Origin of the sequence: Rhizobium sp. Root1203 (genome assembly GCF_001424945.1) — a bacterium.
GTDB lineage: Bacteria > Pseudomonadota > Alphaproteobacteria > Rhizobiales > Rhizobiaceae > Rhizobium.
This window is the reverse complement of sequence record NZ_LMCW01000024.1, coordinates 39,153-52,641: the sequence shown is the minus strand read 5'-3', so window position 1 is coordinate 52,641 and position 13,489 is coordinate 39,153. Positions and strand designations below refer to the sequence as shown.

Below are 13,489 nucleotides of genomic sequence, written 5' to 3'. Positions count from 1 at the left end.
TCTCAGACCTGGAATTAATCCCAGCACTAATGCTGGTTCTAATGCCAGAACATCGCTCAACTGGCTCGTTCAGCAAAATCCGTTCGCCGGACGCTCACAGTTGAGGGATGTGTAGTTCCTGATCAACACAATGCCGGCATGGTTTTTCATCTTTCCGACGACAGGTGACGAGATCGTTCATTAGCTGTCCATGGATCGATGATATCGATTCCAAAACCTTCAAAATCTTTGGTGTTGCGCGTCGCGCGAGTGAGATCGCGAGCTATCGCGATGGCGGCGATCAAACTGAACCACCTCATTCTTTCCGGTGACGATCGAGAGATAATTTCCGCCAGCCATGTATGTTGCGAGCTCGACACGAACATGTGCCCCTCAACACTAAATTAACACTGCCACTCGCGGACCTGGAATAACAAATAATGCGTTAGTGGAAGGCCAGTGGATCACCTGATGGGGAATATTCTATCGTTCGCTCGCGATTAGCCTGACGAGCGTAAGGGAGCAACAACATGCCCGAAAACTCAGCAATGAAATATCGGTTCGAGAAGCAAATGCGAATGATCCCAATGGTTGCCAGTGCAGCGGTTGTATTGGGTTTGATAGCTTGTACCACCTTAACACCGGAGATCCAGCCGCTTCCAGGTAGCCTGACATACGGCGGCACGGTAGTTCATTCTCCGTACAAGCCAGGAACCGTCATCAAAAACACATTCCTCGGGAAGTTCGGCTATCGCATTAATGAGCGTTATGTCGTCCAGCCTGACGGGACGCTAAAGCTCACCTATCAGAACGCCGGGCAGGACTATTATATCGAATGAAGTGGCTGGCTGGCTTTTCCTTCTGACGTGGAGGGGAGGCCACATCCAGAGAAACATAGCTGTGAGAAAACCCATCTCTTGTAGATGCGATAGAAGACACGCTGGTAGGTGCAGACCTGATTGCACTTGTTTCCGGATAAGTGCAAGACGCCATCGATCGGAATGACAGTGCCGTCCAACTTCCTCTCAATTGAGTTCTTGAGCGAGTCCGATGAGAATCCCTTCAGGCCCGCGGATATAGCAGAGCAGATACGCGTCTTTATACTGGACTACTTCGCCTACGAGCTCCGCGCCGCGCTTGCGGAGTCTTTCAAGCGTCTCGTCGATCTCGTCCACGGCGAACATGACGCGGAGGTAGCCTAGGGCGTTGACCGGGGCGTTCCGATGATCTGCGACGACAAGCGGCGTGAGGAAACGCGAGAGCTCGATCCGGCTGTGGCCGTCCGGTGTGCGCATCATGGCAATCTCGACGCGCTGATCGCCCAGTCCAGTGACACGTCCGGCCCAATCTCCTTCGATCGTGGCCCGCCCTTCGAGCTCAAGGCCGAGTTCGCGAAAGAAATCAATCGCCACTCCGAGGTCTTCGACGACAATTCCTACGTTGTCCATCCGTTTGAGCGCCATGTTTCCAATCTCCAATGGGTCGGTCAATCTACAAGGCATTTGCCTCGTTTAACATAGGACGCTTGAGTTGCCTCAACACCGACAGCGACCGTGCGTATTATTGCTCCGTCCCGCGATACGCGAGTCGCCTGTGAATCTCTCCAAATCGCCGCAGGTTTGCTGCAGCGGCTGATCTCGTGTAAATCATGCAAGGGGCCAGCCCTGCAGAACCGCTGCCATCCCTGCCAAGCCGTGGGGTGCACCGACTGCAAAAGCGATGCACGATTCTATACACTCCCATGCTTGAAGTTAGTAGGTCGAGAAATCGGAGGGTGGCGCTTGCTTGACAATTCCACGACAGGACCGATGTCGCTTAGATTTGGGCCCGGCATTCCGGTCTGCACGGTCCTTCTTTCTGGTCGCCTTCTTCCGCCGGGTTGCACTACCCGTTCTGCCGGCGCCAAGGCTTTCATCACATAGCGAAACGAACGCGGCGAGCTGGACCTGCGTCAGGCGGCAAGACTTCCATAGTCCATGGCATTGAGATCGGCGATCAGGCCAGGTCCCACCGGGTTCCATCCGAGAACGCGGCGGGTCTTTGTGCTTGACGCGGGAAAGTCTAGACCTGCAAACATTGCCATCCAGCCGAAATGCCCGGCAGCCTCTTCGGGAGCGATCGACACGATCGGCAGGTTCAGTCCCCGACCGAGGGCGTTCGCAATCTGACGGCTCTCGACACCTTCCTCGCCGACCGCGTTGTAGCGCGCGCCGGGCTCGCCATGTTCTACCGCCAGTCTGTAGAGTACCGCCACGTCGCTCAGATGCCCGGCCGGAAAGCGGTTGCGGCCCGCGCCGACATAGGCAGAGGCCCCTTTTGCCCTGGCAATCTCCACAAGCGGTGAGATTAGACCTTGCTTGACCGTGTTGTGGACCTGCGGAAGCCTTACGACGGAAACGTTCACACCGGTGTCAAGGAGCGCGTTTCCGGCCAGTTCCGACGCGACGCGCGGATTGGGGTGTTCGAAGTTGGTCACGTCCTCCTGTGCCAGCTCCCCGAGCTCGGCGTTGCCGAGGCCAGTTCCCGATGTGATGACGAACGGACGGCTCGACCCCTTAAGCGCCTCCCCCAACGCCCCGATCACGCGCCTATCCTTCTGGCAGTTTTCGACGAAGCGGGAGAAGTCATGGTCGAAAGCAGTATGGATGACGGCGTCCGCCTTCTCGGCACCGAGACGCACGCTGTGTGGCTCTTCCAGTGTTCCGCGGTGGACTTCGACACCGGCCTCTTCGAGCGAGCGCACGCCCGCCTCGGATCGGGTCATGCCGATGACATGATGGCCCGCCTTGACGAGTTCGGTGACGATGGCTGATCCGATGAAGCCAGTTGCGCCGGTCAGAAAAATACGCATTGGTACCTCCGTGTTGAAGAGGACCGATTATCGCGCCATGATTTATGGTGTTAAAGTAGTGATCTTATCCTATTATAAATGCCAACAGGATATCTATGACAGAGACCAAAGCGCTAGGCTCATTCCTCAGAGATCGGCGATCGAGACTTGATCCGGCTACTTTCGGATTTTCCGGCCGCAGACGGACACCTGGTCTGCGACGCGAAGAGGTCGCGCAACGCGCCAACATTTGCCCGACCTGGTACACTTGGCTGGAACAGGGCCGCGGTGGAGCCCCTTCGCCCGATGTCCTAAACCGTATCGCGAACGGCCTGATGCTGACGGAACCGGAGCGCGAACATCTCTTCATGCTGGGACTTGGCCGACCGCCCGAAGTCCGGTTTCGCGCAGCCGAGGGCATCAGCCCGCGTCTTCAACGCCTTATCGACACACTCGAAGCAAGCCCCGCTCTCGTACGGACAGCCGCGTGGGATATAGTCGCTTGGAACCGTGCCGCAACCGTGGTCTTGACGGATTATGACCGTCTCGCGCCCGTTGATCGCAACATCCTGCGGCTGCTATTCTGCAATCCGGCGATCCGGCAGCACCAGCATGACTGGGATGCCATGGCGCGTTTTGTCGTCGGTGCGTTTCGAGCTGACGCGGTACGGGCGGGAGCAACGACGGAAATCGCCGAACTCGTGGACGAGCTCAGCAAGGCCAGCCCGGAATTCGAGGCATTGTGGCGCGAGAACGAAGTGTCCTCCCTCGGCGAGGGGACCAAACGGCTCAAGCACCCGGTCCTCGGTGATATTGAGCTGGAATATTCCGGTTTTGCGGTCGATGGCAGGCCGGACCTTAGTCTGGTCGTCTACAACCCCGTCCATCCCACGGTAGCGCACCGCATCCGCACGCTGGCCCAGTGAAAAGCAGAAAATAAAGCCTAGTCGGGGAGCAATGCAAAGGTGGTAGCGCGCGCCGAGAGGCGCGCCACTCTCTAAAAACACAAGGCTTTTCGCGCGTAAATTGTCCGCGGTTCACAATCGTAGCCATTGCGGCCTTTTTGGGGGCAAGGTCGAGCGAGTGACGGTTCCCGATTTTCCTTGATCCTTTAGTGTTTGAACACCATCGCAAATGAGAGCATCATTCTCCACCAGCGCGGGTGATAGCGATGAAAACTCTCAATATTTCCTGAGAGCTTAGCGACTGATGTCTCGACGTCTCAGACTTATATTCGACTGCATCCGTTTATTTTGGAATCGTCACGGTAGAGTTTGCGTGGGGAAGCATGGAGCGCCGTCTTGCAGCCATTCTGATCGCTGACGTCGCTGGCTATAGCCGCCTGAGCCAGATCGACGAAGAGGCAACGCGTCGCGCATTCCAGGCTGATATGGATGAGATCTTTCGGCCAAAGATCGCCGATCATCACGGCCGGTTGGTCAAGACCATGGGTGACGGCGTTCTCGTCGAATTTCACAGCGTGGTGAACGCTCTTCAGTGCGCAACTGAAATACAGCGCGAGAAGGCATTGCGCCAACCATCTGTTCCCCCTGACCGTCGACTTGAGTTCCGCATCGGCGTCAATCTTGGCGATGTCATCGTCGAAGGCGACGACATTCAAGGCGATGGCGTCAATATCGCCCATCGCATACAGACGCTGGCGGAGCCGGGCGGGATTGCAATTTCGGGGACCACCTACGATCAGGTTAAATCGAAGCTGAACGTGGACTATGTCTCGCTCGGCAAACAAAAGGTACGAAGCATCGCCGAACCCATACGTGTCTATCGGGTCGTCATCGATCCGAACGCCGTCCGATCGCGCTTTCGTCGGTTCAAGATTTCGTTGCGCAGGCTCGTGGCCCTTGCTGCCATCCTGTTGATTGTTGTCGGTTCCGCCGTCGCCTATCGGTGGCGCGCCTGGGACTTTGTCCAGACACAAAAAGCTGTCGAACGCTTCGCCTATCCACTTCCCGAAAAGCCGTCTGTGGCGGTCTTGCCGTTCATCAACGTCAGCGGAGATTCGGAACAGGATCATCTGGCAGAAGGGTTGACCGACGACCTGATCACGGAATTATCCAAAGTGTCGGGCCTCTTTGTCATTGCCAGACACTCGGTCTTTGCCATGAAGAACGGTGCGGCTAAAATACAGGATGTGGCGGCCGAATTGGGCGTGCACTATGTGCTCGAAGGCACTCTGCAGCGAGCCGGGCCAAGGTTACGCATCAATGTCAAGCTCATCGATGCGTTGACGGGGCTTTCCATGTGGGCCGAGCGCTATGACCGCCAGTTTGCGGATCTCTTCGCAGTCCAGGACGACGTGACTGGCAAAATCATCTCCGCGCTTGAGGTGGAACTCAGCGACGGAGAGCGTAGTCAAATCGAGCGGATACCCAGCGACAACCTTGAAGCCTATGACTATTACATGAGAGCGGAGCAGGAGGGGCTAATCTACGGCGACGTGGATACTTATCGTCGGACGCTGTCGTATTATCAGAAGGCAATCGACCTCGATCCCAACTTTGCCGATGCACATGCGGGCATCGCGCGTGTGGCAGTCGACGTTTGGCGCAACGACTACAACTTCCTCTGGTCGGCGGCGGTTGCCCGCAAGATCGCTTATGACGCCGCGGGGCAAGCGCTCAGGCTGGATCGGGACAATGCGCGGGCCCACACTGTCCTTGCTCTTCTCCAACTTGTCGATGGCAGGGATGCAGAAGCGCGCGACTCGGCGGAGCGCGCTGTGGAGGTGCAACCGAACAGTGCGGAGGCCGCTGGCAATCTGGCATTGATTCTTGCCCAAACGGGAGAGCATGAGGATGCGATCGCCGAGATGGAACGAGCGTTGCGGTTAGATCCGTCGCCGTCGCCGAACTTTCGGCTGCTGGCAGGCATTGTGTTCTACACGGCGCGGGACATCGAGCGGGCCATCCCTCTGATGCAGACGGCAAGTGACGCGCTTCCGAACGCGGAGGCAGGACAGGAATATCTCACGGCCGCATATAGTTTCCAGGGCGATAGCATCCGCGCAAGTCAAGCGAAGGCAAGGCTGTTGGCGCAATTCCCGGAAAGCAACCTGAAATACTATGGCTATCTCTACGACTATTGGCGCGAAGATGACCTCGAACGCCACCTTACTGGGCTGAGATCGGCAGGCGTTCCCGAGTGGCCTTTCGGTTTCGTTGGCGAACAGGCGGACCAGATTGCCGGTGGGGCACTGCGCGAGCTCATCAACGACAGGAGCTGGGTTGGAAAGCACAAGAACGGGACGGCCTTCGTCCAGTTCTTTGACAAGGCGGGTAACACGGCTTACCGGAGCGCCAACACGAACATCACCGGAACCGTCGAGGTGCAGGGTGACAGTCTCTGCGAGAGGTTCAGCGGGTATTTCCTGGATCGCATGGTCTGCGGGCGCGTGTACAAAAACAGGGACGCAGACCACACCGATTCCCAGTATGTTCACGTCACTCCGCAGGCGCTGAAATTCTTCTCACCCGCCCCGTGACCCGTTATTCGGCCGGAACATGTTGCCAATCCTTCTGCATTTTATCCGAGATCAGCGTACTCTGGACCTCCGACCAGTGTTTCTGGGAATCGACGACCTTGGTCGGCTTCTTCTCAAAACCATCTGCAGCGCCCGGGTCGTAGCTGAGATAGAGCTTCCCATCGATGATCCGCCAGGCTTGCGGGTCGATGTTGGTGGTGACCGTTCCGAACGAAACGCCATCGGCGCAATAGCCGCCATATTGAGGGGCATACCTACCCGGATCTGCAATAAAGAGGTCGCGGTTCTTTACGCTGGCAAAATGCCACTCGGCACCCAGCCACCGGTACGTGAAGGTTGGCGATCCCTCGATGGCCTTGCTATCGGTGAAATATGCCACAGGATCATAGCCCTTTATTGCGACGTCCCCGAAATAACCGGTATTCACGGCTTCTTCGGCCGATACTTGCGGAGCGACCCCGAAAGCGACAACGGCGATGATACAGGCACCAAGCCCGACCCTCGATTTGTAAAACATAGTCTCCTACCTTTCCTGCGTAGCAGCGGGCAGCCTTACTTTCGTTTGGTGCATTCGCTGTACAGCCAGTCGCCAACGATGGCGGCTTCCTGACAAACAGCGCCCGCTTTTAGCATTACTTCTGCAGCATCCCAGTGAGAGCGCCAGCCGGCTTGCGTCAGCGGCGTGTAGCCGTTGCGTTCCTTCGCTTCGATATCCGCCTTGCTCGTCAGCAGGAAAGCGACGACGTCTGCATGTCCTTCCTCGGCTGCGGCGTGCAACGGTGACATATGGTAAAAGTTCTTGTCGTCATTCACCTGCGCACCCTTTGCGACCAGTGTCTCGGCGATTTCGAGATGACCGCCGTAGGCAGCCGCATGCAACGCGGTAAGACCTCCCTTGTTCCGAACGTTGATATCGCCACCATTCTCCAACAAAAGCAGAACGACATCCCGATGCCCGGAGAGAGCCGCGATGATCAACGCAGGTTCGCCAGCGTCGTTCAGCTCGCCGATATTGGCATGTGCGGCAAGCGCCTGCTTGGCACTCTCTATATCCCCGCTTTTGGCCGCGTCATGCAGCGCCCCCGCCCAAGTGACGGAGATTCCGAAAAAAAGCCCCAGAAAAAATGAGCTGGCAAATCGCATCGTATGCCCCGGCGCGTCACAGCGGCCAATCAGTGCAAAGCTCTATGAAGTTACCATGCATATTGGTATTCTACCAGCTTCGCCTCGAGCATCCGCAGGCAGAACCGAGCCTCGGCCCGCATCCAGGCTCGTAAAGTCAATGGTGCCCTCTCAGCCATGTGCAACAAGACGGACAAGCATGACGCTCGTGGCATTGCCCAAATCTTGCGTTCGGGGTGGTACAGTCGGGTTCATGTGAAAAGCGTGCCAACGACCATCAGAAAGAGCTTGCCCTGATGCCCGATTAGAGGAGCGGTCATTGGGAAGGCCATTGCGCTTGTACTCAAGCTTTGGTCGCCTCCGCTCTGGTCGTTGGCTTCAGCAGGATGATGAGAAGCAAGCCGGCGACTATGAGTGCCGCGCCTTCGAGATGATAGCGTTGCAACTGTTCGCCGAGGAACAGGTAGGCGAGCACGGCGATAAAGATCGTCTGAATGTAAAGCAGCGCGCCCGCCCGCGCCGCTCCCAGAGCCTCGATGCTGCGATTGAAGAGATAATACATAGCCGCGCCGCCCGGGATCGCGACATACCCGAGCGCGATAAGGCCGCTGGCATTCAGCGTCGAGCGCTCGTCGGAGACAAGCTCAAATAGGTAGAAGGGCAGCGCCGTCAGCACCGCAGTACCAAGGAGCAGCACCAGGAGCGCAAGGCGATTCACATCGAATTTCGCCCGGCGGAGCAGGACGGAATAGAGGCTGAAACAGAACGCGCCAGCGACGATCCACAACTCCCCGGGATTGAGGTCGAGACGCAAGAGCGCAGCCGGGCTGCCCTTGACGATGATGACCACGATCCCGAGAAAGGCGAGGGTCGATCCGATCACCTGCCAGCGTCCCATCGGCTCAGCCAGAATGAAACGGGCAAGAACCATGGTGATGGTCGGGATCAGGGCGATGATGATGCCGGCGGTAGTGGCATCGGCATGTTCGAGGCCGACAAAAATCAGGCCCTGGCAAATCGCAAGCCCTATACCGCCGATGGCGAGTAGCTCGAGGCCGCGAGCCCGCATAAGCGCGATCATGGCGCCGAAATGCCGGTACACCATCGGCATCAGGATCGCCCAGGCGATCAGTACGCGCCAGAAGCAAAGCGCCCAGGGCGGCATCTCCGAAGAGACCCATTTCGCGGCGATATAGACGCCGGCCGACAGCAGCCAGCAGAGAACCCCCACGGAATAGGCGGCGGCAAGTGAACGGCTCACCACCTGTTCCGTCCCGACCGTGTCGCGATGGACCGCCAAGACATGTATCGCCATGGACCAATTATGCCACAGTTTCCGTGCGCCGCACAGATGAAGGCGGCGGCACTTTCGCCTATTGTGCGAGGACGACCCCAGCGTCGGCGCGCCCACTACGATTAGAACACAGCATTTCCCGATGAATAGGCGCTGACTGCTTGGGACGGATCGTCGACGAGCCTCGGCCGCTTTGCGCCACGAGCGGTCGTCCAACAGCCGATACCTGAGGAGTTCCTTTCAAGGCCTGCCGTCCGTGAACTCAACCAGGTCCCAGAGATTTCCGTAGAGGTCTTTGAAGACAGCGACCAAACCGTAATCCGCTTCCTTCGGTTCACGTGCGAACTCCACGCCGCGATCAACAAGCAGCCGATAATCCCGCCAAAAGTCGTCGGTTCTCAGAAATAGGAAGACGCGCCCTCCCGCCTGATTGCCGATCCATTGCGCCTGATGATCGTCGGAAGCGCGGGCAAGTAGGACTGAACAGCCCTTACTTCCACTTGGACCAACAACTACCCAACGTTTTTCCTGCTCCGGCTGATAAGTGTCTTCGATCAGATCAAAGCCTAGCTTCCCGACGAAGATCAAAATCGCTTCATCGTAGTCTCGGACGACCAGTGCAACGTGAGCGAGAACCTGCGGCATGAATCACTCCTAGGTACAGCGCCATGGAACACATAACCGCCAGCGGAGCGACTGTCACCACGTCGGTGACGCGCCAGAAACGGACCTTGTGACCGTCGCAAAAGTTGGGAAACAAGTGCCGGTTTCGCGAATTCTTGCGAACCGCTTTTATTCCTGCAACGCTTATTGACTTGTTCGCAGCCAAGGAAGTCTTTTCGGCCCAGTTCCCTACACTTGATGCCCATGAGAAACCTATAGAACACCCGCTTTTAAGGTAAACGTCAGTATAGTTCACCCCGCCGCGGAAACCGTAGAATTTGTTACAAGGATTGTTTCACTGGGTTACAGGGAAATAATTTGCTCGACATCCCTGGTATTGGAGCTGTTCTTCCGCCTCGGACCTGGAAGCTCACTCGCCATCGTCGTGGAAGGCCCGATTCTAGATACTATCTTCCATTTCACACCCTTGGAAGTCCGTACTGCATCGGAAGCCGATCAGCAAGGTTCGGTCAAGTATCAGCACTTCGGGCTCAATCGAGCCGTCCCAGCTGGTCTGCAGTCCTGGGGTATGCTACTTTCACGAATGCGATGGCTTCTGGCGTTGTTGATGGCTGGGTTTGCTATGGCGAGCACGGTTGCATTGGGGCAACCGTTGTTCGATGCGGTGGCGTCTGGCGATACGCAGGCTGTTGCGCAGGCCTTGGCGAGTGGCTCCAATGTCGACAGCCGGGCCGCTGATCAGGCGACGCCACTCATAGTTGCAACACTGGCCAATCAACCTTCCATGGTCGAATTGCTGCTGAGCAAAGGGGCCGACGTGAAGGCGCGCAACTCCGGCGGCTTCACGCCGTTGCACGCAGCGGCCTATGTCGGAAGCGCGTCGATAGCACGACAGCTCCTCGCCAAAAGTGCTCCGCTCGATGATGCAAAAAACAAGGCGGGCGTCACGCCGCTTATGGTGGCAGGAGAGGAAAATCATGCCGACGTCGCCAAGTTGCTGATCGCGCAGGGAGCCGATCCGCGCCACCCTGAAATTCATGGCTACCTTCCGATCACACGCGCTCTCTGGAAAGGGAACGCGGATATCGTTCACCTCTATAAGCAACATGGCGTAACCTGCCCGCCCGTAAATATTCTCGGCGGCGATGCGTGGTATCAAAAGTGCATGAGTGACTGATCGGAGGACGGATCATGGTCAATAAGGTCTCGGACCGCAAATACGCAGATCGACTGCACCATGTGACGGGGGCCGCGTTCTTGGCCGTCGCGCTGGCCTGTGCCGTACCGGCGCGGGCGGACGGCACAGTCAACACTGGCTATTTCGGTGGAGTTGCCATCGATGGCTACGACCCTGTCGCCTACTTCCTGGATAACCGCGCTGTCAAAGGGTCAGAGAAATATTCCTACGATTGGCTGGGAGCGCCCTGGTATTTTGCCAGCGACGAGCACCGCGAATTGTTCAAGAATAATCCATTGAAATACGCGCCTCAGTATGGCGGTTATTGCGCTGCGGAGGTCGCAGGCTCCGGCTCCGTCACCGTCAATATTGACCCGGAAGCATTCGCAATCATCGACGGCAAGCTTTATCTTACATATGATAAAGTGGATACGCAGGATTTTGCGGCGCATTCCAGCGAAGCCGTGCCGAAGGCCGAAGCGAACTGGCCGAAAAAGCAGGCTGAACTAGCGAAGAATGATTTTCGGTGAGGCGCACGCTCTTTAGTCGATTACAGTGAAGTGGAAGATGGTGCCTGAGTTGACGTAGGTATAGCCTCCACTAAGTTTGTAAACGGGACCGCAATCGGGCCGCCCGAAGAGATTCTCGCTCTGTTCGCACAAGAGGTCCTGATCGACATACAGTTTCGCGGTGTACATTCGGGTCACGGAGCGAAATGCCGCGTTTCCATCTTGTCCGATCTGCAGGATCGCCGGTTGACCGCCGGGTTCGAGCTGGCCCTTCAACGTGTGGCCGAGAACGAGGGACGCTAAGGCAGCGCCGTTGACCCGGTCCCTTTCGTCAGCGGTGAATCCAAACGGCCACTCTGGCAAGCCCGCCTCCCGCAGGGCGTCAATGATGAGCGCCAGATCCTGGGCGTTACGAAAATGCGCAAAGGCGATCCGCCAATCCGACAAAGACCGTTGATTGGATTCAGAGCCGGCTACAAGCTGTAAGCCGCCAGCGAGTGCGGCGCGCGCATCCGGGAGGCGATTGGCGCGTGCATAGGCCGCAGCGAGCATTATCCAGAACTCGCTGACCGCCGGCGCGTCGTCACGTGTGCGTTCGAGGGTTTCGACGGCACCGGCGGTGTCACCTTTCAGCAGAAAGACGAGGCCGGCGATTTCCCGGTCGACGGGCGATAGACTAGGGTCGAGCCTCAACGCCGTTTCGACGGCCACGCCCGCCTCTGCGTGATTGCTTGCGAACAGCTGAACGTAGCCCAGTGCGATCTGTGCGGCCACATCGCCCGGGCCGAGCGCGACGGCGCGCTCCGCCGAGGCGATCGCTTCCTCGTAGCGGCGATCCACGACCTGCATGATGCCAAGTATGGCGTAAGGCGATGCGAGGTCCGGATCGAGCTTCAAGGCAACGCTTGCCTTCTCATACGCTCTCTTTCGTGCGGGAGCGCTCTGAATGATGCCGTTAAAGTTAGCGCGCCAGATATTGACGGTTGTGCGCGCATCAAAAGCAAAGGCCTCGGCGAAGGTGGGGTCGAGCTCTTCTGCCTTGCCATAGAACGCCAGCGCCTGTTGCAACCCGTCGCGCTCACCGGTGCGCGCTGTCTGCTCACCACGCAGAAAATAGTCGTAGGCCTCAAGATTGGCCGTCGGCGCACGCGACAGTCGTTTGGCTTCCGTCGCCGAAGGCTTTAGTCCGAGCGCGCTCACCAACTCTCGCCGCAGGTCGTCCTGAATGGCGAACACGTCAGCTACATGGCGGTCGAAGCGGTCAGCCCAGACGCTCTTGCCACTCGTCATGTCGATGAGCTGCGCATTGATGCGAAGCTGTTCCCCGGACTGCTGAACGCTGCCCTCGACCAAGTAGCGCACGCGGAGTTCGTGCGCTGCATCCGCCAGCACGACAGGCTTGCCCTTATACGCGAAGACGGAATCCCGGGCGATGACATCGACGCCGGCAAGCTTGGCAAGGTCGGTGATAAGATCTTCGGTGATGCCATCAGAGATGTAGTCATGCTTTGGATCGCCGCTCAGGTTGGCGAACGGCAGGATCGCGACCGACGTCCGGCTTGGCGCCAGGGGGGCACGCCAATCGAATGTCAACACAGCGGTTGCGAGCAGGGCAATCAACAGCGCCGCAATCCCGATCGCCGGCAAGATCACGGTGCGGGCGATCGGTCGACGGGACCTTCGGGCAACCTCACTCGCCTTGCTGGAATCCAGCAAAATGCGGTAGACGCGAACAGGATCGGGAATGTTCTTGAGCCGCTTCTCGCCAAGGCTCGTGAACCCCACATCGGCCTTGTGAAGCACGTGATCGAAGGCGGTGCCCGATATACAAATACCACCGGGCTCAGCCAAGCCTTCCAGCCGCGCGGCGACGTTGACGCCATCACCATAGATATCGCCGTCCTCGACGATAACGTCGCCCAAGTTCACACCGATGCGGAAGCGGATCTTCCGTGCTTCCGGGATAGCCGGATCGTGTCCCGCCATCCTCCGTTGGATCGCCGCGGCGCACTGCACTGCATCGACCACGCTGGCAAACTCGACCAGGGCACCGTCACCCATGAGTTTTATGATGTGGCCGCGGAACTCCGCCACGGCAGGGTCGAACAGCTCGCGGCGGCAGAACTTTAGCCGTTCCAGCGTGTCAACCTCCTCGTTTCCCATGAGGTTGCTGTAGCCGACTACGTCAGCGGCGAGGATCGCGGTAAGCCGTCGCTCCATATTTTGTGCCTTGCGCGTTCCACGCTGGCTCAGGCGTCTGCCGGGTGGCTTATTCTAGTCCTATTCCGGAAACCTGGATGTGTCCAGCCGATACGATCTGAGTGTAGCGCGCTTCGCGATACGCTTAGCGCCCACGCCCCCCTGACATCTTTGCGGATGGGTGTCCATCCTACACCGAGGCGGGGGTTTTCGCGGCCGTCCCAAAGAATCACCAGCGCTTCGCCGCGCTCAA

The 13,489-nt window shown here is 57.9% G+C and carries 12 protein-coding genes; 5 read left to right on the top strand and 7 right to left on the bottom strand.

Annotated features, from left to right (window positions below):
• Window positions 1-566: 566 nt before the first annotated feature.
• On the top strand, window positions 567-818 hold the full coding sequence (locus ASC97_RS22350) for a hypothetical protein (RefSeq protein ID WP_057470554.1): 252 nt from the start codon (window positions 567-569) through the stop codon (window positions 816-818).
• A 186-nt stretch (window positions 819-1,004) separates the two neighbouring features.
• Here ASC97_RS22350 and ASC97_RS22345 read toward each other — a convergent pair whose 3' ends face one another.
• Together ASC97_RS22345 and ASC97_RS22340 are read right to left on the bottom strand one after the other, a co-directional pair.
• Window positions 1,005-1,442 (bottom strand): VOC family protein, encoded by a 438-nt coding sequence (locus tag ASC97_RS22345; RefSeq protein WP_057470546.1) that lies wholly within the window; start codon window positions 1,440-1,442, stop codon window positions 1,005-1,007.
• Between the two features lie 488 nt (window positions 1,443-1,930).
• A complete protein-coding gene (locus ASC97_RS22340) occupies window positions 1,931-2,830 on the bottom strand; it encodes an SDR family oxidoreductase (protein WP_057470545.1) in 900 nt (299 codons plus the stop codon).
• Window positions 2,831-2,925: 95 nt separating this feature from the next.
• On the opposite strand from ASC97_RS22340, the gene ASC97_RS22335 reads away from it, so the two are divergent.
• On the top strand, window positions 2,926-3,735 hold the full coding sequence (locus tag ASC97_RS22335; RefSeq protein ID WP_057470544.1) for a helix-turn-helix transcriptional regulator: 810 nt from the start codon (window positions 2,926-2,928) through the stop codon (window positions 3,733-3,735).
• 362 nt (window positions 3,736-4,097) lie between these two features.
• Window positions 4,098-6,311 (top strand): adenylate/guanylate cyclase domain-containing protein, encoded by a 2,214-nt coding sequence (locus ASC97_RS22330; protein ID WP_057470543.1) that lies wholly within the window; start codon window positions 4,098-4,100, stop codon window positions 6,309-6,311.
• 4 nt (window positions 6,312-6,315) lie between these two features.
• Here the strand turns inward: ASC97_RS22330 and ASC97_RS22325 are convergent, their stop codons facing one another.
• The 4 genes from ASC97_RS22325 to ASC97_RS22310 all read right to left on the bottom strand — a co-directional run bounded on the left by ASC97_RS22325 (window position 6,316) and on the right by ASC97_RS22310 (window position 9,372).
• Window positions 6,316-6,828, bottom strand: a complete 513-nt coding sequence (locus ASC97_RS22325; protein WP_057470542.1) for a YHS domain-containing (seleno)protein — start codon at window positions 6,826-6,828, stop codon at window positions 6,316-6,318.
• Window positions 6,829-6,863: 35 nt separating this feature from the next.
• On the bottom strand, window positions 6,864-7,454 hold the full coding sequence (locus ASC97_RS22320) for an ankyrin repeat domain-containing protein (protein ID WP_057470541.1): 591 nt from the start codon (window positions 7,452-7,454) through the stop codon (window positions 6,864-6,866).
• Window positions 7,455-7,776: 322 nt separating this feature from the next.
• Window positions 7,777-8,748, bottom strand: coding sequence for a DMT family transporter (locus ASC97_RS22315; protein WP_057470540.1), 972 nt, complete (start codon window positions 8,746-8,748; stop codon window positions 7,777-7,779).
• Between the two features lie 219 nt (window positions 8,749-8,967).
• Window positions 8,968-9,372, bottom strand: coding sequence for a VOC family protein (locus ASC97_RS22310; RefSeq protein ID WP_057470539.1), 405 nt, complete (start codon window positions 9,370-9,372; stop codon window positions 8,968-8,970).
• A gap of 562 nt (window positions 9,373-9,934) precedes the next feature.
• Between ASC97_RS22310 and ASC97_RS22305 the strand changes: the two genes are divergently transcribed.
• Window positions 9,935-10,528: an ankyrin repeat domain-containing protein gene (locus ASC97_RS22305; RefSeq protein ID WP_057470553.1), complete on the top strand. Its 594-nt coding sequence runs from the start codon at window positions 9,935-9,937 to the stop codon at window positions 10,526-10,528.
• A gap of 14 nt (window positions 10,529-10,542) precedes the next feature.
• Window positions 10,543-11,058 carry a YHS domain-containing (seleno)protein gene (locus tag ASC97_RS22300; RefSeq protein ID WP_113000787.1) on the top strand — a complete coding sequence of 172 codons (516 nt, stop codon included), beginning with the start codon at window positions 10,543-10,545 and terminating at the stop codon, window positions 11,056-11,058.
• A gap of 12 nt (window positions 11,059-11,070) precedes the next feature.
• Here the strand turns inward: ASC97_RS22300 and ASC97_RS22295 are convergent, their stop codons facing one another.
• Window positions 11,071-13,257, bottom strand: a complete 2,187-nt coding sequence (locus ASC97_RS22295; RefSeq protein ID WP_057470538.1) for an adenylate/guanylate cyclase domain-containing protein — start codon at window positions 13,255-13,257, stop codon at window positions 11,071-11,073.
• Window positions 13,258-13,489: the final 232 nt, after the last annotated feature.